At 71.4% G+C, this 18681-nt stretch carries 18 protein-coding genes; 17 read left to right on the forward strand and 1 reads right to left on the reverse strand.

Annotation, left to right across the window (positions count from 1 at the left end; all coding sequences use genetic code 11):
• Positions 1 to 95: 95 nt before the first annotated feature.
• From metK to CHAN_RS06670, 5 genes are all read left to right on the forward strand, one after another.
• The gene (gene metK / locus CHAN_RS06650) at positions 96 to 1307 is read left to right on the forward strand and encodes a methionine adenosyltransferase (protein ID WP_290293111.1); all 1212 of its coding nucleotides are present in this window, start codon (positions 96 to 98) and stop codon (positions 1305 to 1307) included.
• Between the two features lie 36 nt (positions 1308 to 1343).
• Positions 1344 to 3428, forward strand: coding sequence for a primosomal protein N' (locus CHAN_RS06655; protein WP_290293112.1), 2085 nt, complete (start codon positions 1344 to 1346; stop codon positions 3426 to 3428).
• Between the two features lie 220 nt (positions 3429 to 3648).
• Entirely contained in the window at positions 3649 to 4152 is a 504-nt protein-coding gene (def, locus tag CHAN_RS06660) for a peptide deformylase (RefSeq protein ID WP_048743709.1), read from the forward strand.
• A gap of 8 nt (positions 4153 to 4160) precedes the next feature.
• A complete protein-coding gene (fmt, locus tag CHAN_RS06665) occupies positions 4161 to 5090 on the forward strand; it encodes a methionyl-tRNA formyltransferase (RefSeq protein ID WP_290293115.1) in 930 nt (309 codons plus the stop codon).
• Positions 5091 to 6704, forward strand: coding sequence for an RsmB/NOP family class I SAM-dependent RNA methyltransferase (locus CHAN_RS06670; RefSeq protein WP_290293116.1), 1614 nt, complete (start codon positions 5091 to 5093; stop codon positions 6702 to 6704).
• A gap of 101 nt (positions 6705 to 6805) precedes the next feature.
• Here CHAN_RS06670 and CHAN_RS06675 read toward each other — a convergent pair whose 3' ends face one another.
• Positions 6806 to 6976: a hypothetical protein gene (locus tag CHAN_RS06675; protein ID WP_193388852.1), complete on the reverse strand. Its 171-nt coding sequence runs from the start codon at positions 6974 to 6976 to the stop codon at positions 6806 to 6808.
• A gap of 177 nt (positions 6977 to 7153) precedes the next feature.
• On the opposite strand from CHAN_RS06675, the gene CHAN_RS06680 reads away from it, so the two are divergent.
• From CHAN_RS06680 to gap, 12 genes are all read left to right on the forward strand, one after another.
• The gene (locus CHAN_RS06680; protein ID WP_290293117.1) at positions 7154 to 7654 is read left to right on the forward strand and encodes an SMI1/KNR4 family protein; all 501 of its coding nucleotides are present in this window, start codon (positions 7154 to 7156) and stop codon (positions 7652 to 7654) included.
• Positions 7655 to 7734: 80 nt separating this feature from the next.
• A complete protein-coding gene (rpe, locus tag CHAN_RS06685; RefSeq protein WP_048743704.1) occupies positions 7735 to 8421 on the forward strand; it encodes a ribulose-phosphate 3-epimerase in 687 nt (228 codons plus the stop codon).
• A gap of 1 nt (position 8422) precedes the next feature.
• Positions 8423 to 9508 (forward strand): bifunctional diaminohydroxyphosphoribosylaminopyrimidine deaminase/5-amino-6-(5-phosphoribosylamino)uracil reductase RibD, encoded by a 1086-nt coding sequence (gene ribD, locus CHAN_RS06690; protein WP_048743702.1) that lies wholly within the window; start codon positions 8423 to 8425, stop codon positions 9506 to 9508.
• A 16-nt stretch (positions 9509 to 9524) separates the two neighbouring features.
• Entirely contained in the window at positions 9525 to 10124 is a 600-nt protein-coding gene (locus CHAN_RS06695; protein ID WP_290293119.1) for a riboflavin synthase, read from the forward strand.
• Between the two features lie 4 nt (positions 10125 to 10128).
• Positions 10129 to 11394 carry a bifunctional 3,4-dihydroxy-2-butanone-4-phosphate synthase/GTP cyclohydrolase II gene (locus CHAN_RS06700; RefSeq protein ID WP_290293120.1) on the forward strand — a complete coding sequence of 422 codons (1266 nt, stop codon included), beginning with the start codon at positions 10129 to 10131 and terminating at the stop codon, positions 11392 to 11394.
• Positions 11391 to 11864 carry a 6,7-dimethyl-8-ribityllumazine synthase gene (gene ribH / locus CHAN_RS06705; protein WP_048743695.1) on the forward strand — a complete coding sequence of 158 codons (474 nt, stop codon included), beginning with the start codon at positions 11391 to 11393 and terminating at the stop codon, positions 11862 to 11864. The genes CHAN_RS06700 and ribH overlap by 4 nt, the downstream gene beginning before the upstream one ends.
• 5 nt (positions 11865 to 11869) lie before the next feature.
• Positions 11870 to 12343: a PH domain-containing protein gene (locus CHAN_RS06710; protein WP_241485467.1), complete on the forward strand. Its 474-nt coding sequence runs from the start codon at positions 11870 to 11872 to the stop codon at positions 12341 to 12343.
• On the forward strand, positions 12343 to 14376 hold the full coding sequence (gene uvrC, locus CHAN_RS06715) for an excinuclease ABC subunit UvrC (protein ID WP_290293121.1): 2034 nt from the start codon (positions 12343 to 12345) through the stop codon (positions 14374 to 14376). The genes CHAN_RS06710 and uvrC overlap by 1 nt, the downstream gene beginning before the upstream one ends.
• A gap of 10 nt (positions 14377 to 14386) precedes the next feature.
• Complete coding sequence (gene rapZ / locus CHAN_RS06720; protein ID WP_048743686.1) at positions 14387 to 15280, forward strand: RNase adapter RapZ; 894 nt, start codon at positions 14387 to 14389, stop codon at positions 15278 to 15280.
• A 58-nt stretch (positions 15281 to 15338) separates the two neighbouring features.
• The gene (locus CHAN_RS06725) at positions 15339 to 16292 is read left to right on the forward strand and encodes a gluconeogenesis factor YvcK family protein (RefSeq protein ID WP_048743684.1); all 954 of its coding nucleotides are present in this window, start codon (positions 15339 to 15341) and stop codon (positions 16290 to 16292) included.
• A gap of 60 nt (positions 16293 to 16352) precedes the next feature.
• Positions 16353 to 17336, forward strand: a complete 984-nt coding sequence (whiA, locus tag CHAN_RS06730) for a DNA-binding protein WhiA (RefSeq protein WP_048743682.1) — start codon at positions 16353 to 16355, stop codon at positions 17334 to 17336.
• A gap of 270 nt (positions 17337 to 17606) precedes the next feature.
• Complete coding sequence (gap, locus tag CHAN_RS06735; protein ID WP_048743940.1) at positions 17607 to 18614, forward strand: type I glyceraldehyde-3-phosphate dehydrogenase; 1008 nt, start codon at positions 17607 to 17609, stop codon at positions 18612 to 18614.
• Positions 18615 to 18681: the final 67 nt, after the last annotated feature.

Raw genomic sequence — 18681 nt, forward strand, 5'->3', positions numbered from 1 at the left:
CACGCCAACTGAACCGCTTGGTCTATGATTCTCCGGGTACCCGCACAACGAACCCCGGCGCGGCGCATTCGCCCGCGCGGTAAGGAAGGCTTTCCGTGGCTCACGACCTGCGCCTGTTCTCCAGTGAATCCGTCACCGAGGGGCATCCGGACAAGATCTGCGACTCCATCTCGGACGCGATCCTCGACGCCATGCTGGAGGTCGACCCGGACAGCCGCGTGGCCGTCGAAACCGTGGTGACCACCGGCCTGGTCCACGTCGTCGGCGAGGTGTCGACCCGCGGCTACGTCGAGATCCCGCGCATCGTGCGCCGCCGGCTGATGGACATCGGGTTCGACTCGTCCGAGAAGGGCTTCGACGGCACCACCTGCGGCGTGTCGGTCTCCATCGGCGAGCAGTCGCCGGAGATCGCCGAGGGCGTCACCGAATCGCTGGAGTCCCGCGCCGCCGGCGGCGACATCGAGGCCGACGACCGCGCCGGCGCCGGCGACCAGGGCCTGATGTTCGGCTACGCCGTGCGCGAGACTCCGGAGCTCATGCCGCTGCCGATCGCGCTGGCCCACCGCCTGGCGCGCCGCCTGACGGAGGTGCGCAAGAACGGCACCCTGGACTACCTGCGGCCGGACGGCAAGACCCAGGTCACCGTCGGCTACGACGAGAACGACGTCCCGGTCGCGTTGGACACCGTGGTCATCTCCACCCAGCACAACCCCGGCGTCACGCACGCCCAGCTGGAGGAGGACCTGCGCCGCGAGGTCCTCGATCCGGTGCTCGCCGCCGAGGGCCTGCCGGACCTCGACGTGTCCGCCCTGACGCTGCTGATCAACCCGTCCGGTTCGTTCGTGGTCGGCGGCCCGATGGGCGACGCCGGCCTGACCGGCCGCAAGATCATCGTGGACACCTACGGCGGCATGGCCCGCCACGGCGGCGGCGCGTTCTCGGGCAAGGACCCGTCGAAGGTGGACCGTTCCGCGGCCTACGCCATGCGCTGGGTGGCCAAGAACGTCGTCGCCGCCGGGCTGGCGGAGCGCGTCGAGGTGCAGGTGGCCTACGCCATCGGCCGCGCCAACCCCGTTGGCCTGTACGTGGAGACCTTCGGCACCGGCGCCGTCGACCGCAAGGTCATCGAGGACGCCATCCGCAAGGTGTTCGACCTGCGCCCGGCCGCGATCATCCGCGAGCTGGACCTGAAGCGCCCGATCTACGCGCAGACCTCGGCGTACGGCCACTTCGGCCGCACGGACGTGGATCTGCCGTGGGAGCGCGTCAACCGCGTCGCGGACCTGCGCGCGGCGGCGGGCCTGTAGCGCGCGTGCGGCGCCCCGTCTCTAAGATGGGGTGCCATGACGACGACCCGGGACACCATGGCCGACAGGCCGGTGGCCCGGGTTCTTCCGTTGCTGGGGCTGCCTCAGCTGGACCGGCCCTTCGATTATTCGGTGCCGGAATCCTTGTCGGAGTCGGCGCGCCCGGGCACGCGGGTGCGGGTGCGCTTTTCGGGGAAGCTGGTCAACGGCATCATCCTGGAGCGCGCGGCGGCGGCCGAGCACGACGGTGCGCTGACGCCGATCAAGGACGTCGTGTCGCCGGAGGTCGTGTACCCGCCGCAGTTGGCCGCGCTGGTCGACTCGCTGGCGGAGCTGTACGCGGGCGTGCGCTCGGACATCATCCGCTCCGCGGTGCCGTCGCGGCACGCGCGCGCCGAGAAGGCGCGGGGCGAGGGCCCGGGCGCGTCCTGGGAGGAGCTGGGCCGGCTGGAGCTTGACGACGCCGACGTCTCCGCATGGGACGCCTACGCTTTCGGGGGCTCGTTCGTGTCCGCCGTGCGCTCCGGTGCGGCGGCGCGGGCGGCCTGGCATCCGGCGCCGGGGGAGGACGTGCCGGCGCGGTTGGCCGAATTGGCGGTCACCGTCGCCCGCGACGGCGGCGGGGTGCTCATCGTCGTCCCCGATCAGCGGGCGGTCGATGCCCTGGAGGCGGCGCTGCGGGAGCTGATCAGCCCGCGGCAGATCACGGTGCTCGCCGCCGGGCTGGGCCCCGAATCGCGCTACCGCCGCTACCTGGACATCCTCCACGGCTCGGGGCGGCTGGTCGTGGGCACGCGCTCGGCGGCGTACGCGCCGGTGCGGAATCTGCGGTTGGCGGTGATCCTCGACGACGGCGACGACAACCTGGTCGACCCCCGCGCCCCGTACATCCACGCCCGCGACGTGCTGGTCACCCGCTCCGCCCAGGAGAAGTGCGCGCTGATCCTCGCGTCGGCGACCAGGACGGCGGAGGTGGAGCTGCTGGTCGAATCCGGTTGGGCCCATGGTCTGGTGCCCACCCCGGAGACGCTGGCGGCGCGGATGCCGGCCATCATCCCGTCCACCGACACGGAGGCCGACCCTGAGGACGTCTCGCGCGGCCGGCTTCCCGCCGCCGCGTACCGCGTCGCCGCCACGTCGCTGCGCGCCGGCATGCCCGTGCTGGTGCAGGTGCCGCGCAAGGGCTACGTGCCCACGCTGTCGTGCGCGCGGTGCGGCGCCCCGGCCCGGTGCCGCCATTGCAACGGGCCGCTGGAGATCCCGCACGGGCCGTCGCAAAGCGGCGCAGCGGGGCCCTCGGGACACCATGCGCATCCCGGACACGGCGGCGAGGGCGCCGGCGAGGCCGCGCCGCCGACCTGCCGCTGGTGCGGGCGCGTCGACGTGCGCCACCGCTGCCACGAATGCGGCGGGACGCGGATGCGGCCGGTGATAGTCGGGTCGGAGCGCACCGCCGAGGAGCTGGGGCGGACGTTCCGGCCGCATCCCGTGATCTCGTCGTCCGGCGAGCGGATCCTCGACGAGGTGGCGCCGGGGCCGAGGATCGTGGTGGCCACCCCGGGCGCGGAACCGCGGCCGCCCGGGGGCTACGGTGCGGCGCTGATCCTGGACACGTGGGCGACCATGAATCGCCAGGACCTCCGGGCACAGGAGGAGGCGCTGGCCACGTGGGCCCGCGCCGTGCACCTGGTGCGGCCGGAGGCCGACGGCGGGCACGTGGTCATCGACGCCGACGCCGCGGTGCCGGTGGTCGGCGATCTGCTGCGCTGGGACATCACCGGGGCGGCGGCGCGGGAACTCGCCGACCGCGGCGCGGCGGGACTGCCGCCCGCGACGCGGATGGCCGCCATCGACGGCACGGCGGAGGGCGTCGAAAGGTTCATCGCCGATTTCGAGGCCCCCGAGGGCGCGGAGATCCTCGGCCCGGTCGACCTGCCGCCCGGTGGCAGGCCGCCGGCCGGGATCGAGCCGGGCACGCCGATCCGGCGGCTGCTGGTGCGGGTGGAACGGACCCGGGCCCGCGAACTGGGCCGGGCCCTGCGCGCGGCCCGGGGCGTGCGCGCGACCAGGCGGGACCCCGCGCCGGTGCGGGTGATCGTGGATCCGGCCCGCTTCGGCTGACGGCGCCGGCTCGATGACGTCGCCTCGGTCGCCGGCACAGGAGCGACTCCGCCGACTCCGTCGACTGCGCCGCGGGCGCGGCTCCTGGGCATCCGGGCCGGTGGGGTAGCATCGGGCTTCGATTCCGGGGCACCGGCCCGGGCCCTCATGACCGTCTGCACGACCCCGGTCTTCCCCCGTCACACCCCATCCCCATAAAACTCAGGAGCTGATGCGAAGCATGTCCGTCCGAGAGATCCGCCTGTTCGGGGACCCCGTCCTGGTGTCCCGCGCCGACGAGGTCACGGCCTTCGACGCGAAGCTGGCCCACCTCGCCGACGACATGCTCGAGACCATGGACTCCGCCGGCGGCGTGGGCCTGGCCGCGAACCAGGTCGGCGTCCTGCAGCGCGTGTTCGTCTACGACTGCGACGGCCGCCGCGGCGAGCTGGTCAACCCCGTGTGGGAGCCGGTCGGCGAGGAGACCGAGGTCGACGAGGAGGGCTGCCTGTCCATCCCCGGCATCAACGCCGACACGGAGCGTTACCTGCGCGTGCGCGCCACCGGCCAGGACCGCACGGGCACCCCGGTGACCCTCGAGGCCGAGGGCCTGCTCGCGCGGTGCATCCAGCACGAGACCGACCACCTCGACGGCGTGCTCTTCCTCAAGCGCCTGGACCCCGAGACCCGCAAGGCCGCGATGCGCGAGCTGCGGTCCACCGACTGGTTCCTGGCCGGGAAGTAGGGGAGAGCATGCGCCTGATCTTCGCCGGCACCCCGGAACCCGCCGTCCCCGCGCTGCGGAAGCTGATCGAGCACCCCGGCCACGAGGTCGTCGCGGTGCTCACCCGCCCCGACGCGCGCGTCGGCCGCGGGCGGTCGCGCAAGCCCTCGCCCGTGAAGGCCGTGGCGGTCGAGCACGGCATCGAGGTCATCGAACCGGAAACGCTTGCCGACGACGGCGCCCGGGCCCGTTTGGCCGAACTGGCCCCCGACTGCATACCGGTCGTGGCGTACGGCAACCTCGTGCCGAAGGATCTGCTGGATCTGCCGGTGCACGGCTGGGTGAACCTGCACTTCTCGGTGCTGCCCGCGTGGCGCGGCGCGGCGCCGGTGCAGGCGGCCATCGCCGCCGGGGACGAGATCACGGGCGCGTCGACGTTCCGCATCGAAGAGGGCCTGGACACCGGCCCGGTGTTCGGCACCGTCACCGAGGCGATCAAGCCCGCGGACACCGCCGACGACCTGCTCACCCGGCTGGCGCATTCGGGCGCCGAATTGCTGGCGGCGACCATGGACGGCCTGGAGGCCGGGCGACTGCGCCCCGAGCCGCAGTCGGCCGACGGCGTGAGCCACGCGCCGAAGATCACCTCCGCCGATGCCAGGATCGACTGGTCGATGCCGGGCCACCTCATCGACCGCCGCATCCGCGCCCACACCCCCGCGCCCGGGGCGTGGACGATGCTCGGCGACGACCGCATCAAGGTCGGGCCCGTGACGCCGGCCGAGATCGACGGCGAACTGGGCGAGGGGCGCATCCGCGTGGAGAAGAAGCGCGTGCTCGTCGGCGCCGGCGGGGGCACCGCCGTGGAGCTCGGCCGGGTGCAGCCCCCGGGCAAGCGCATGATGGACGCAGTGGACTGGGCGCGCGGCGCCCGGCCGGACGAGGGGACGATGGTCTAAATGGCCGAGCAGCGCTCGAACGACGGCGGACGCGAGGGCCGCGGCGGCCGAGAGGCCCGGGAGGCCCGCGGCAACCGGGGACAAGGAAACCGGGGCGGCGATACTCGGGGCGCCGGCAACCGGGATGGGGGCAATCCGCCCGCCCGGTCCAGGAACACCCGCCGCCGCAACGCTTCCGGGCAGAAGCGGGGACAGGGCGGTCACGGCGGCCATGGGGGCCAGGGCGGCAGGGGGAACCAGGGCAACCAGGGCCGTCGAAAAGCCAGCGCGGTCGACGCGCCCCGCCAGGTCGCGCTCGACGTCCTCGGCGCCGTGCGCGCCGACGGCGCCTACGCGAACCTGATGCTGCCGAAGGAACTGCGCGCCCGGAACCTCACCGGCCGCGACGCCGCCTTCGCCACCGAGCTCACCTACGGCACGCTGCGCGCCGAAGGGCTGCTCGACGCGGTGCTCGCGAAGGCGTCCACCCGCCCGCTGGACAGGATCGACCCCGAAGTGCTCGACGTCCTGCGGCTCGGCGCCTACCAGCTCCTGCGCACCCGCGTCGGCGCCCACGCCGCCGTGGACACCTCCGTGCGCGCCGCCATCGGCGCGGGGAAGGTGGGGGCGAAGGGCTTCGTCAACGCGATCCTGCGCACCGTGTCCGGCAAGGACGAAGCGGCGTGGGTCGCGGAAGTCGCCCCGGACGCCGGGCGCGATCCCGTCGGGCATCTCGCGCTCAAGCACGGCCACCCCCGCTGGATCGCCGATGCCTTCGCGCAGGCCCTGGGCCCCCGCGCCGGCGAACTCGCCGAAGCGCTCGCGGCTGACGACGCCCGTCCGATCGTCCATCTCGTCGCGAAGCCCGGCGAGATGTCCGCGGAGGAACTCGCCCTGATCACCGGCGGCGAGGAGGGGCCCTGGTCCCCGTACTGCGTCCGCATCGAATCCGGCGATCCCGGCGATCTCGGCCCCGTGCGGGAGCACCTGGCGGCCGTGCAGGACGAGGGCTCGCAGCTCATCGCCCGCGCGGTCACCCTCGCGCCGCTCGACGGGGAAGACGGGGGCCGCTGGCTGGACCTGTGCGCGGGCCCCGGCGGCAAGGCTGCGTTCCTCGGGGGCATCGCCAAGATCGACGGGGCGACCGTCGACGCGGTGGAGCCGGCGAAGAAGCGCGCCGGACTCGTGGAGAACTCGGTGCGGGGACTGCCCGTGCGAGTGCACGTGGCGGACGGTCGGGATCCCGGGCTCGAGGGCGGCTACGACCGCATCCTCGTCGACGCGCCGTGCTCCGGCCTGGGCTCGCTGCGGCGCCGCCCCGAGGCGCGCTGGCGGAAATCAACCGACGATCTGCCCGCTTTGACCAAGCTCCAGGGCGAGCTGCTGGAATCGGCCGCGAAGCTCGTGCGGCCCGGCGGCGTCATCGTCTACTCGACGTGCTCGCCGCATCTGCGCGAAACGCGCGGGGCGGTCGACCGGGCCGTGCGTCAGCTGGGGCTGGAGGAGCTGGACGCCCGGCCGCTCGTGGAACCGATGGGCGACGTCGGCGACGGGCCGTCGGTGCAGATGTGGCCGCACCGCCACGGCACCGACGCGATGTTCTTCGCCGTGCTGCGCAAACCCGCGCACGGCTGATCGGACACGCGAACGGCCGAGCAAACCCGGGCACGTCTGAGGCCCGCCCGTCGCGGGCGGGGCGGAGCCGGCGCTCGTCTGCGCCGATTCCCGGGAGTCGGTCAGGGGCGTCCGTCGTCGCCGCGGCCGAAGACGCCGACGGCGACCCAGGCCAGGGCGACGATGATGCCGCCGACGACTGCGTAGGTGCCCGTGCCGTCGATTACGGCGAAACCGACACCGTAAAGCATGGTCAGGGCCAGTGCGATGAAGGCGAGTATCTTGCGGTCCATGGCCGCAGGGTACCCGTGTTAGCCCCGGGACGTCGGATGCGATGTTCTTCGCCGTGCCGCGCAAGCCCGCGGAATGATGGCCGGAGGGTATCTTGAGCCCATCGTCCGACGCGCCCAACGCCGCCGGCGATGAACGCTGGTCTGCGACCATCCGCCACATAACCCGCAAAGGTCCCCATGTTCCGCCGTTTCGACGCCGATGCCGCTCTCGCCCAGGCCCGCCAGTACGGCCTGCGCTACAACAAGCACCAGGTCAAGGAGCTCCGCCGCCGGTCCGCCGTCACTCCGGCCACCGCAGCCGAGATCGCCGCTTTCGAGGCTTCGACCGGCCTCGCCCTACCGGCCGATTACGCCGAATTCCTGCGCACCTGGAATGGCGGAGTCCCGGAGCATTCCACCTTCCGGGTCGGTGATCGCAGCTTCGTCATCCGGGAGTTCGTGCCCCTGGCCGGAGACGCACGCGACACCTGGGGCCTCGCCGGCCACCTCGAGCTGTTCGCCGACGGAATCCCGGAGGGCACTTTGCCCGTGGCCAGCAGCCCGGGCGGCGACCTCTACCTGATCGACTCCGCAAGCGGCGAGGTCTCCTTCTGGGATCACGAAACCGAGGAACTCACCCCGGTCTCCGCCAGTTTCCGGGGGCTCGTCGACGCCCTCCGGTCCGGCGACACGGCCTGAGGGGCCGGAAACAGGCATTGATCTGGTCCGGCTTGACCGGATGGGTCCGGGCCCCGGGGACGGCGCGGTAGGCTCGGGGCATGAGCACCCCGATCATCGCCCCCTCCATCTTGTCCGCCGATTTCGCCAGGCTCGACCGGGAAATCGAGGCGGTGTCCGATGCGGATTGGATCCACATCGACGTCATGGACGGCCACTTCGTGCCCAACCTCTCCTTCGGCGTGCCCGTCATGGCCGCGGTGGCGAAGGTGACCGACAAACCGCTGGACGTGCACCTCATGATCGAGGAGCCGGAAAAGTGGGTCGACGGCTACGTCGAGGCCGGCGCCGCGGGCGTCACCTTCCACGTCGAGGCGACGGAGGATCCGATCGCCCTGGCGCGCAAGCTTCGCGAAGCCGGGGTTCGCGCGGGCATCTCGCTGCGCCCCGGCACGCCGATCGAACCGTGGCTGGAGCACCTGCACGAGTTCGACCTGGTGCTGGTCATGAGCGTCGAACCGGGGTTCGGCGGGCAGTCCTTCATGCCCGACCAGCTGGAGAAGGTCCGCATCCTGCGCAACCAGATCGACCTGCGGGGGCTGGGCACCATCATCGAAATCGACGGGGGCATCGGCGGTTCCACCATCGCCGACGCCGCGGAAGCCGGCTGCGACGCCTTCGTGGCCGGGTCGGCGGTCTACGGCGCCGAGGTGCCCAACGACGCCGTCAACGAACTTCGCGCGCTGGCCGTCGAGGGCCAGCTGCGCGACGAGGAAAGCCGAGGCTGACATGCCCCTCTTCACCGACCTCGTCGCCGCCACGGCGCTGTCGCCGGACCAGGCGATGCGCACGGCGATCGCCGCCGCGGAGCGGGTGCGCGGCACCACCTCGCCCAATCCGCCGGTCGGCTGCGTCATCCTCGACGCTTCCGGGATGCCGGCGGCGGTGGCGGGCACCGACCCCGTGGGCGGACCCCATGCCGAGGCGCAGGCCGTGGAGATGGCCGGCGACCGGGCCCGGGGAGGCACGGCGGTGGTCACGCTCGAGCCCTGCCATCACCACGGCCGCACCGGCCCGTGCACCGGCGAACTGCTCGCGGCGGGGGTGGCGAAGGTCGTCTACGCCGTCGAGGACCCCAATCCCGTCGCCGCGGGCGGCGCGGACTGGCTCGATGCGCGGGGAGTGGAGGTCATCGGGGGCACCTTGCGCGCCGAGGTCGCCGACGGGGTCCTGCGGCCCTGGCTGCACTGGCAGGCCACCCGCCGCCCGCACATCACGCTCAAGACCGCCGGCACCATCGACGGACTGGCCGCCGCGACGGACGGTTCGTCGCAATGGATCACCGGCGACGCGGCCCGCGCCCGCGTCCACGTCGACCGTTCCCGCCGCGACGCGGTCATCGTCGGCACGGGGACGGTGCTCGCCGACGACCCCCGGTTGACGGCCCGGGATCCCGGCGGAGCCCCGTACCCGAATCAGCCGCTGCGCGTGGCCATCGGCCGCAAGGAGATCCCCGAGGACGCCGCCATCCGCGGCGGGTTCCTGCCGGGCGAGCGCGTCGATCCGGCGATCGCGTCGGCGGACATGTTCCGCCACATCCAGACCCGCGACATGTCCGTCGTCGTCGACGTCCTCGCGGATCTAGGGCTCATCGACGTCCTCGTCGAGGGCGGCCCCCGGTTGGCGGGGGCGTTCCTGGAGGCCGGCCTCGTCGACGCCGTCGAGTCCTACGTCGCGCCCGGTCTGCTGGGCGCCGGCACCGCCGTCGTCGACACGGGGTCGGCCACGACCGTCGACGACATCGTCCGTTTCCGCACCGTCGGCGTCGAGTTGCTCGGCGACGACGTGCTCATCAAATCCGTGCGCAGAGCATAGAGAGGAACCACCACACGTGTTCACCGGAATCGTCGAGGAAGTCGGCCGCGTGGCCGGCATCGAGGATCAGGGCGATGCCATTCGCCTCACCATCGGGTGCGAGACGGCGGTAGAGGGGGCGAAACTCGGCGACTCCATCGCCGTCAATGGCGTGTGCTTGACCGTCGCCGAGTTCGACGACGAAGGTTTCACCGCCGACGTCATGCAGGAATCGCTGGACCGCACCGGCCTCGGCGGGCTGGGCACCGGATCGCCGGTCAACCTCGAGCGCGCGGTCGCCGCGGGCGCGCGGCTGGGCGGGCACATCGTCCAGGGCCACGTCGACGGCACGGGGTCCATCGTCTCGCGCACGCCCGGCGAGCACTGGGAGGTCGTGCGCATTTCGCTTCCCGACGACCTCGACCGCTACGTGGTGGAGAAGGGCTCCATCGCCGTGGACGGCACTTCGCTGACGGTCTCCGCCGTGGGAGGCGAGGCGGGCGATCATTGGTTCGAGGTCAGCCTCATCCCGACGACGCTGGCGGACACCGTGCTGGGCACGCTCGAGGTGGGCGCCACCGTCAATCTGGAAGTCGACGTGGTGGCCAAGTACATCGAGAAATTGCTGCCCCGATAGGCTCATGTCCGTGATTGAACTCGACAGCGTGGAACGGGCCATCGCCGACATCGCCGCCGGCAAGGCCGTGGTGGTCGTCGACGACGAGGACCGCGAGAACGAGGGCGACATCATCTTCGCCGCCGAACTGGCGACGCCGGAGCTGGTGGCCTTCATGGTGCGGTACTCCTCCGGATACATCTGCGCGCCGCTGACCGGCGCGGACTGCGACCGGTTGGGCCTGCCGCCCATGGTAGCCCGCAACGAAGACGTCCGCGGCACCGCGTACACGGTGACCGTCGACGCGGCCACCGGCTCGACCGGCATCTCCGCCGCGGACCGCGCGTACACGATCCAGCGGCTCGCGGCGGCCAACTCGACCGCCTCCGAATTCACCCGCCCCGGCCACGTGGTGCCGCTGCGCGCGGTGCAGGGCGGCGTGCTCACCCGGGCCGGCCACACCGAAGCCGCGGTGGACCTGGCCCGGCTCGCCGGACTGCGCCCCGCCGGCGTGCTGTGCGAGGTCGTGTCCGAGGAGGACCCGACCGGCATGGCCCGCACCCCGGAACTGCGGCGCTTCTGCGACGAGCACGGCCTGGCCCTGATCTCCATCGAGCAGCTCATCGAGTACCGGCGCCGCCACGAGCACCTGGTCGAGCGCGTCGTCGAAACCCGCATGCCCACCGACTTCGGCGAGTTCCGGGCCGTGGGCTACCGCTCCCTCGTCGACGGCGTCGAGCACGTCGCGCTCGTGGTCGGCGACCCCGCCTCCGACGGCGGCTCCGACGTCCTGGTGCGCGTGCACTCCGAGTGCCTGACCGGCGACGTCTTCGGCTCGCGCCGGTGCGACTGCGGCCAGCAGCTGCACCGGTCCATGGAGATCGTGCAGGCCGCCGGGCGCGGCGTCGTGCTGTACATGCGCGGTCACGAGGGCCGGGGCATCGGCCTCATGCACAAGCTGGAGGCCTACCACCTGCAGGACGAGGGCGTGGACACCGTCGACGCCAACCTGCAGCTGGGCCTGCCCGCCGACGCCCGCGAGTACGGCACCGGCGCGCAGATCCTCCGGGACCTCGGCGTGCGGTCGATGGCCCTGCTCACCAACAACCCGACCAAGAGGGCGGGCCTGGGCGGCTACGGTCTGGAGATGAGCCGGCGCGTCCCGGTGCCCGTGGAAGTCAACGCCGACAACGTCCGTTACCTGACCACCAAGCAGCAGCGGATGGGGCATGACCTTCCGTGGCTGTCGGACTACATTGGTGGCGAAGGCGATCAGGAGGAGAAGAAGTGAGCGGAGCGGGACTGCCCGACATCGAGATGCCCGATGCGGAGGGGATGAGCGTCGCAATCGTCACCGCGCACTGGAACGCCGACATCACCGGCCAACTCCGCGCCAACGCCATCGCGGCCGCCGAAGAGGCGGGCGCGATGGTCCGCGATTACACCGTCGTCGGCGCCCTCGAGCTGCCGGTGGTGGTCCAGGCCCTCGCCGACGACCACGATGCCGTCGTCGCGCTGGGCTGCGTCATCCGCGGCGGCACCCCCCACTTCGACTACGTCTGCGATTCGGTGACCGAGGGGCTGACCCGCATCGCGCTCGATCAGCGGACCCCGGTGGGCAATGGCGTGCTCACGTGCGACACCCACGAGCAGGCCGTCGCCCGCTCCGGTGCGCCGGGATCGGTCGAGGACAAGGGGCGGGAGGCCGCCATCGCGGCGCTGCACACCGCCGCGCTGCTGCGAACCCTGGGCGAGGAGTGAACGAAGTGAGCGACAACAAGACGGTCGACCGCACGGATTCCCGCTGGGAGCTGACGGTCACGTCCAAGACCATGAAGCTCTGGGCGTGGGGTTCGGCGGCCGTGGTGATGGCGGTGCACCTGTTCATGGGCTTCGTCGTCGACGTCGGCGACACCGGCGCGCAGGTGACCTCCATCGACGTGCTGGCGTTCCCGATCCTGGGCCTGGTCATCTCCGCGGCCTGCCTGCTCATGCTCCGTCCGCGAGTGCGCGTGGATTCGCGCGGCGTGGAAGTCCGCAACTTCCTGGGCGCCAAGTTCTACCCGTGGGACGTGGTCCACGGCCTGAGCTTCCCGGCCGACGCCCGCTGGGCGCGCCTGGAGCTGCCCGAGTTCGAGTTCGTGCCCATGTGGGCGCTGCAGTCCCGCGACGGCTCCGCCGTCGTCGAGGCCGTGCGCCGGTTCCGCGAACTCGAGGACCGCTACATGCCGGAAGACTGATGGCGGACCCCTCGACGTACCGCCCGGCGCCCGGGACCATCCCGGTCGAGCCGGGCGTTTACCGTTTCCTCGACGACGCCGGCCGCGTGCTGTACGTGGGCAAGGCCAAGAATCTCCGCGCCCGGCTGTCCAATTACTTCCAGGACGTCGCCAACCTGCACCCGCGCACGCGGCAGATGGTGCAATCGGCGTCGAAGGTCGTCTGGACCGTGGTGCGCACCGAGGTCGAGGCGCTCCAGCTCGAGTACACGTGGATCAAGCGGTACGACCCGCGGTTCAACGTCATGTACCGCGACGACAAGAGCTACCCCATGCTCGCGGTCAGCGTGGGGGAGCAGTACCCGCGGCTGTTCGTCTACCGCGGGCCCCGCCGCAAGGGGGTCCGCTACTTCGGCCCGTATTCGCATGCCTGGGCCATTCGCGAAACCCTCGACTTGCTCACGCGGGTCTTCCCCGCCCGTACGTGCTCGAAGGGCGTGCTCAACCGGCACCAGCAGCTGGGCCGGCCGTGCCTGCTGGGGTACATCGACAAATGCGCCGCGCCCTGCGTCGGCCGGGTGTCCGCCGCCGAGCACCGGGAAATCGTCGACGGCTTCGTCTCCTTCATGGCCGGCAACACCGGTCCTCTGACAGCGCAGCTGCGACGGGACATGAACGCCGCGGCGGAGGACCTCGACTTCGAGAAGGCCGCGAAGATCCGCGATGACCTCGCCGCGGTGGAAAAGGTGATGGAGAAGCAGGCCGTGGTGCTCGGCGACGCCACGGACGCCGATTTCATCGCCTTCGCCTCCGACGAACTCGAGGCCGCCGTGCAGATCTTCCACGTCCGCCGCGGCCGCATCCACGGCCAGCGGGGCTGGGTCGTGGAAAAGTCGGGAGATTCGGAAACCGGCCCGCTGCCCGAGGGGGAACCCGATCCCGCGTTGCCGAAGCTCCTGTCGACGTTCCTGACGCAGTTCTACGGCGACGCCGCGGAACACGCGAAGGTAGACGGCGACGCCTCCACCGGTGCCGCGGAGGCCGTCCCGCGCCAGATCCTCGTGCAGACCGACCCGGAGAACGCCGGAGAGGTGTCGCGGTTCCTCCAGGGCATCCGCGGCACCGCGGTCGACATCCGCGTGCCGCAGCGGGGCGACAAGAAAGCGCTCCTGGAAACGGTGCACCGCAATGCCGTCGAGGCGCTGGCGCAGCACAAGCTCAAGCGCAGCGGCGATCTCACCGCACGCTCACAGGCCCTGGAGGGCATCCGCGACGCGCTGTTCATGGACGAGGCCCCGCTGCGCATCGAGTGCACGGACATCTCGCACATCCAGGGCACCGACGTCGTCGCGTCGCTGGTCGTCTTCGAGGACGGCCTGCCCCGCAAGGTCGACTACCGCCGGTACCGCATCAAGGACGCCGCCGGCGACGGGCATTCCGATGACGTCGCGTCCATCGCCGAGGTCGTCCGCCGGAGGTTCCGGCGCCATGCCGAAGACAAGCTCGCCGTGCCCGACGATGAATCGGTCATGTTCGAGGAAGAGGCCGCGGGAGGGGGCGACGGGACGTCGGAAAGCGTCGTGGAGGAATCCGTCGCCGGGCGGAAGTTCGCCTACCCGCCGCAGCTGTTCATCGTCGACGGCGGCGCGCCGCAGGTCGCGGCGGCGCAGGAGGTGCTCGACGAACTCGGGGTGGACGACGTCACGCTTGTCGGCCTGGCCAAGCGCCTGGAGGAGATCTGGGTCCCGGGCGACGACGAACCGGTGATCCTGCCGCGCAATTCCGAGGCCATGTACCTGATGCAGCGCATCCGCGACGAGGCGCACCGGTTCGCCATCGGCTACCACCGGCAGCAGAGGTCCAAGCGGATGCGGGCCTCCGCCCTCGACGGCATCAGGGGACTGGGGCCGCAGCGCAGATCGGAGCTGGTGAAGCACTTCGGATCCGTCGCGAAGCTCAAGCGGGCCACCGTCGACGAGATCCGCGAAGTGCCCGGTTTCGGGCCCGCGCTGGCGCAGTCCGTGCACGAAGCGCTGCACGCCGATCGCACGTAGGCTGGGACCCATGACCAACGCCAACGCCGGTGCGGCCGACCCCGACACGTCACTGGTCCTGATCACGGGCATGTCCGGATCGGGACGCAACACCGCCGCAGCCGTCCTCGAGGAGATGGGCTGGTACGTCGCCGACAACCTCCCGCCCGAGTTGATCATGCGGATGGTCGAGCTGTCGTTCGAGGCGGACTCGCCGGTGGAGCGCCTGGCCATAGTCACCGACGTCCGGTCCCGCGCCTTCGCCGGGTCGCTCGGCGACGTCCTCGACCGGCTGCACGAATCGGGTCGCCGGCCGATGGTGATCTTCCTCGATGCCGAGGACGACACGCTCATCGCCCGCTACGACTCGGTCCGGCGCACCCACCCCCTGCAGGACTCGGGGACGCTGACGCAGGGCATCGAGCGCGAACGGCAGATGCTCGCCGGGATCAAGGCGATGTCCGACCTCGTGCTCGACACCACCAAGATGTCGGTCCACGATCTGCGCCGCGCGTTGGAGGTCCACTTCGCCGACCCGTCGTCGCACGGCCAGCGGGTGACCGTCCAGTCCTTCGGCTTCAAGCACGGCGCGCCGCGCGACGCCGACCTGCTTCTCGACGTCCGGTTCCTGCCCAACCCGTATTGGGTCCCGGGGCTGCGCTCGGGGCGAGGCACCGACAAGGCGGTATCCGAATTCGTCCTCGAGCAGGACGACGCGCCGCGCTGGCTCGACACCGTCGAACAGCTGATTTCCGTCATCCTCCCGGGCTACCGGCGCGAGGGGAAGAGCCACATGTCCGTCGCCATAGGCTGCACCGGCGGCCACCACCGCAGCGTGGCCATGGCAGAGGCCCTGGGCCGCAGGCTCGGGGAGTTCAACGGCATCGACGTCAGCGTCATCCACCGCGACATCGAAAGGGACTGACCGGCCCGCGCCCGCCCGCGCACCGGCACCCGCTTCGACACCAGAGGAGTCTTTTCCCATGACCGCCATCACGAGCCTCGGCGGAGGCCACGGGCTTTTCGCGACGCTCCGCGCCGTCCGCCGGATCGCCGACGACGTCACCGCCGTCGTCACGGTCGCCGACGACGGCGGCTCGTCCGGCCGCCTGCGCCGGGAACTTGGGCAGATCCCGCCGGGGGACCTGCGCATGGCCCTGGCCGCGCTGTCCGCCGAAGACGAGCGCGGCAAGCTGTGGGAAGAGGTGCTCCAGCACCGCTTCGGCGGCACCGGCGCCCTGGCCGGGCACGCCGTTGGCAACCTGATCATCGCCGGCCTGACCAGCGTGCTGGGCAGCGAGGTCGCGGCCCTCGACGAGGTCGGGTCGCTGCTGGGCATCTGCGGCCGGGTGCTGCCCATGTCGCCGCGCCCGCTCGACATCGAGGCGGAGGTGGTCGGGCTGGAGGACGACGCCCGCGTGGTGCGCCCGGTCCGCGGCCAGGTCGCCGTCGCCACGACGCCCGGCCAGGTACGCCGCATCCGCCTGATCCCCGAGCAGCCGCCGGCCACGCCCGACGCCGTCGAGGCCATCATGACCGCCGACATGGTCACCCTGGGCCCCGGCTCGTGGTTCACCTCGGTGCTGCCGCACCTGCAGGTCCCGGAGCTCGTGCAGGCACTGCGCGCGACGACGGCGCACCGGGTCGTCGTGCTCAACCTGTCGTCGGAGCCGGGGGAGACCGCCGGATTCTCGTCCGAACGCCACGTGCACATGCTCGCGCAGCACGCGCCGGACCTGAAACTGGACACGATCCTCGTCGACCGCTCCACCATGGGCGGGGAATCCGAGCGCGGGTACCTCGAACGCGCGGCCGCGACGCTGTCCGCGGAAGTGATCTACGCCGACGTCCGCGAGATCGAAGAGGACGGCGGATGGACCGAGCGGCACGACCCCGCGAAGGTCGCGTCCGTGCTGGGGGAAGTGCTGTCCCGCTGATCGGGGCCGCTAAACTGCGCTGCACGGCGAATGGGTCGCCGATGTTAGGAGAATGACCACATGGCGTTGACGCCCAAGGTGAAGGATGAGCTGGCGCGCGTGCCGGTCAGCCAGGAAAGCGCGCAGTCGGCGGAGGTCGCGTCCATGTTGCGGTTCGCCGGCGGGCTCCATCTCGTCGCCGGGCGCATCGTCATCGAGGCCGAACTGGATTCCGGTGCCGTGGCCCGGCGCCTGCGCGGCATGATCGATTCGCTCTTCGGCCACGAGCCGGAGTTGCAGGTGCTGAGCCCCGGAGGCCTGCGCAAGACCTCCCGCTACATCGTCCGCGTGGCGGAGGGCGGGGAGGACCTCGCCCGCCGCACGGGTCTGGTCGATCGCGCCGGCCGCCCGGTCCGCGGCCTGCCCCCGAAGGTCATCGGCGGCACGGTGCTCGATGCCGAAGCGGCGTGGCGCGGGGCGTTTCTGGCGCACGGTTCGCTGACGGAGCCGGGCAGGTCCTCGGCCCTGGAGGTGACCTGCCCCTGCCCGGAGGCGGCGCTGGCCCTGGTCGGCTGCGCCCGGCGCCTGGGCATCGCCGCCAAGAGCAAGGAGACCCGCGGGGGAGACCGCGTGGTCATCCGCGACGGCGAGGCCATCGGCGCCCTGCTGACCCGCATGGGCGCCCAGACCACCCGCCTGGAGTGGGAAGAGCAGCGCATGCGCCGCGAGGTCCGGGCCACCGCCAACCGCCTGGCCAACTTCGACGACGCCAATCTGCGCCGCTCCGCCCGCGCCGCCGTCGTGGCCGCCGCCCGCGTCGAGCGCGCGCTGGAGATCCTCGGCGACGACGTCCCCGAGCACCTGGTCACCGCCGGCGAGCTGCGCGTCGCGCACCGCCAGGCCTCCCTGGAGGAGCTGGGCCAGCTGGCCAACCCGCCGATGACCAAGGACGCCGTGGCCGGCCGCATTCGCCGCCTGTTGTCCATGGCGGACCGCCGGGCCGCCGAAACGGGCGTTCCGGACACGTCGTCGGCCGTCACCGACGAGCTGTTCGAAGAAGCGTGAAAAACGGGGAATCACCCCCGTAATCAGCCTATTTTTCCGTCGTTTCAGCGTCGGTCCGGGCAATGGAAAAGCCGAGGTCATGACCTGGATCACAGACAAACGGGCATGTGTGCAACATGAAATGTCCGTTTGTGAGGCGTCTCACTGAAATTCGGGCATTCGCCCCCTGCGCGACGGCTCTTCCGCACGTACAATCCGAAGATGAACCAGTTGGCCCGGACCCCGGGCCGAAAGGGCAAATCTAAGCCGATTCCTTTGGAGGAGATCAACGTGACGGTTCGTGTAGGCATCAACGGCTTCGGTCGCATCGGACGCAACTTCTTCCGCGCGGCCCTCGCGCAGGGCGCCGATCTGGAGATCGTGGCGGTCAACGACCTGACCGACAACAAGACGCTCGCCCACCTGCTCAAGTACGACTCGATCATGGGCAAGCTCGACGCCGAGGTCACCTACGACGATGAGTCCATCACCGTCGACGGCAAGCGCATCATCGCGTGGGCCGAGCGCGACCCGAAGAACCTCCCGTGGGGCGAGAACAACGTCGACATCGTCGTCGAGTCCACCGGCTTCTTCACCGACGCCGAGGCCGCCAAGGCCCACATCGACGGCGGCGCCAAGAAGGTCATCATCTCCGCCCCGGCGAAGAACGAGGATGCCACGTTCGTGGTCGGCGTGAACCACACCGACTACGACCCGGAGAAGCACACGATCATCTCCAACGCGTCCTGCACGACCAACTGCCTGGCCCCGATGGCCAAGGTGCTGGACGAGGAGTTCGGCATCGAGCGCGGCCTGATGACCACCATCCACGCCTACACCGGCGACCAGCGCCTGCACGACGCCCCGCACAAGGATCTGCGCCGCGCCCGCGCCGCGGCCCTGAACATCGTCCCGACCTCGACCGGCGCCGCCAAGGCCGTCGCCCTGGTCCTCCCGCAGCTGAAGGGCGTCCTGGACGGCTACGCTCTGCGCGTCCCGACCCCGACCGGCTCGGTCACCGACCTCACGTTCACCGCGAAGAAGGAGGTCTCGGTCGAGGCCGTCAACGCCGCGATCAAGAAGGCCTCCGAGTCGGAGGAGCTGGCCGGCGTCCTCGGCTACAACGAGGACCCGATCGTCTCCAAGGACATCGAGGGCGACCCGCGCTCCTCCATCTTCGACGCGCCCCTGACCAAGGTCATCGGCGACCAGGTCAAGGTCGTGTCCTGGTACGACAACGAGTGGGGCTACTCCTGCCGCCTCGTCGACCTCTCCGTCTACGTCGGCGAGCGCCTCTAAGCTCTCCGTTTCACCCACGACCCCAGGGCCGGGGTGTGCCCGCGGGCGCACCCCGGCCCTGGGGCTT

Source organism: Corynebacterium hansenii, from assembly GCF_030408795.1.
In the GTDB taxonomy this organism is placed as follows: Bacteria; Actinomycetota; Actinomycetes; order Mycobacteriales; family Mycobacteriaceae; genus Corynebacterium; species Corynebacterium hansenii.

Coding starts and splice junctions, on each gene's coding strand:
- CHAN_RS06670 (WP_290293116.1), top strand. CDS start 5,091: ATGGCCGAGCAGCGCTCGAACGACGGCGGACGCGAGGGCCGCGGCGGC.
- whiA (WP_048743682.1), top strand. CDS start 16,353: ATGGCGTTGACGCCCAAGGTGAAGGATGAGCTGGCGCGCGTGCCGGTC.
- CHAN_RS06700 (WP_290293120.1), top strand. CDS start 10,129: ATGTCCGTGATTGAACTCGACAGCGTGGAACGGGCCATCGCCGACATC.
- CHAN_RS06675 (WP_193388852.1), bottom strand. CDS start 6,976: ATGGACCGCAAGATACTCGCCTTCATCGCACTGGCCCTGACCATGCTT.
- CHAN_RS06655 (WP_290293112.1), top strand. CDS start 1,344: ATGACGACGACCCGGGACACCATGGCCGACAGGCCGGTGGCCCGGGTT.
- CHAN_RS06680 (WP_290293117.1), top strand. CDS start 7,154: ATGTTCCGCCGTTTCGACGCCGATGCCGCTCTCGCCCAGGCCCGCCAG.
- CHAN_RS06725 (WP_048743684.1), top strand. CDS start 15,339: ATGACCGCCATCACGAGCCTCGGCGGAGGCCACGGGCTTTTCGCGACG.
- uvrC (WP_290293121.1), top strand. CDS start 12,343: ATGGCGGACCCCTCGACGTACCGCCCGGCGCCCGGGACCATCCCGGTC.
- def (WP_048743709.1), top strand. CDS start 3,649: ATGTCCGTCCGAGAGATCCGCCTGTTCGGGGACCCCGTCCTGGTGTCC.
- rapZ (WP_048743686.1), top strand. CDS start 14,387: ATGACCAACGCCAACGCCGGTGCGGCCGACCCCGACACGTCACTGGTC.
- ribD (WP_048743702.1), top strand. CDS start 8,423: ATGCCCCTCTTCACCGACCTCGTCGCCGCCACGGCGCTGTCGCCGGAC.
- rpe (WP_048743704.1), top strand. CDS start 7,735: ATGAGCACCCCGATCATCGCCCCCTCCATCTTGTCCGCCGATTTCGCC.
- fmt (WP_290293115.1), top strand. CDS start 4,161: ATGCGCCTGATCTTCGCCGGCACCCCGGAACCCGCCGTCCCCGCGCTG.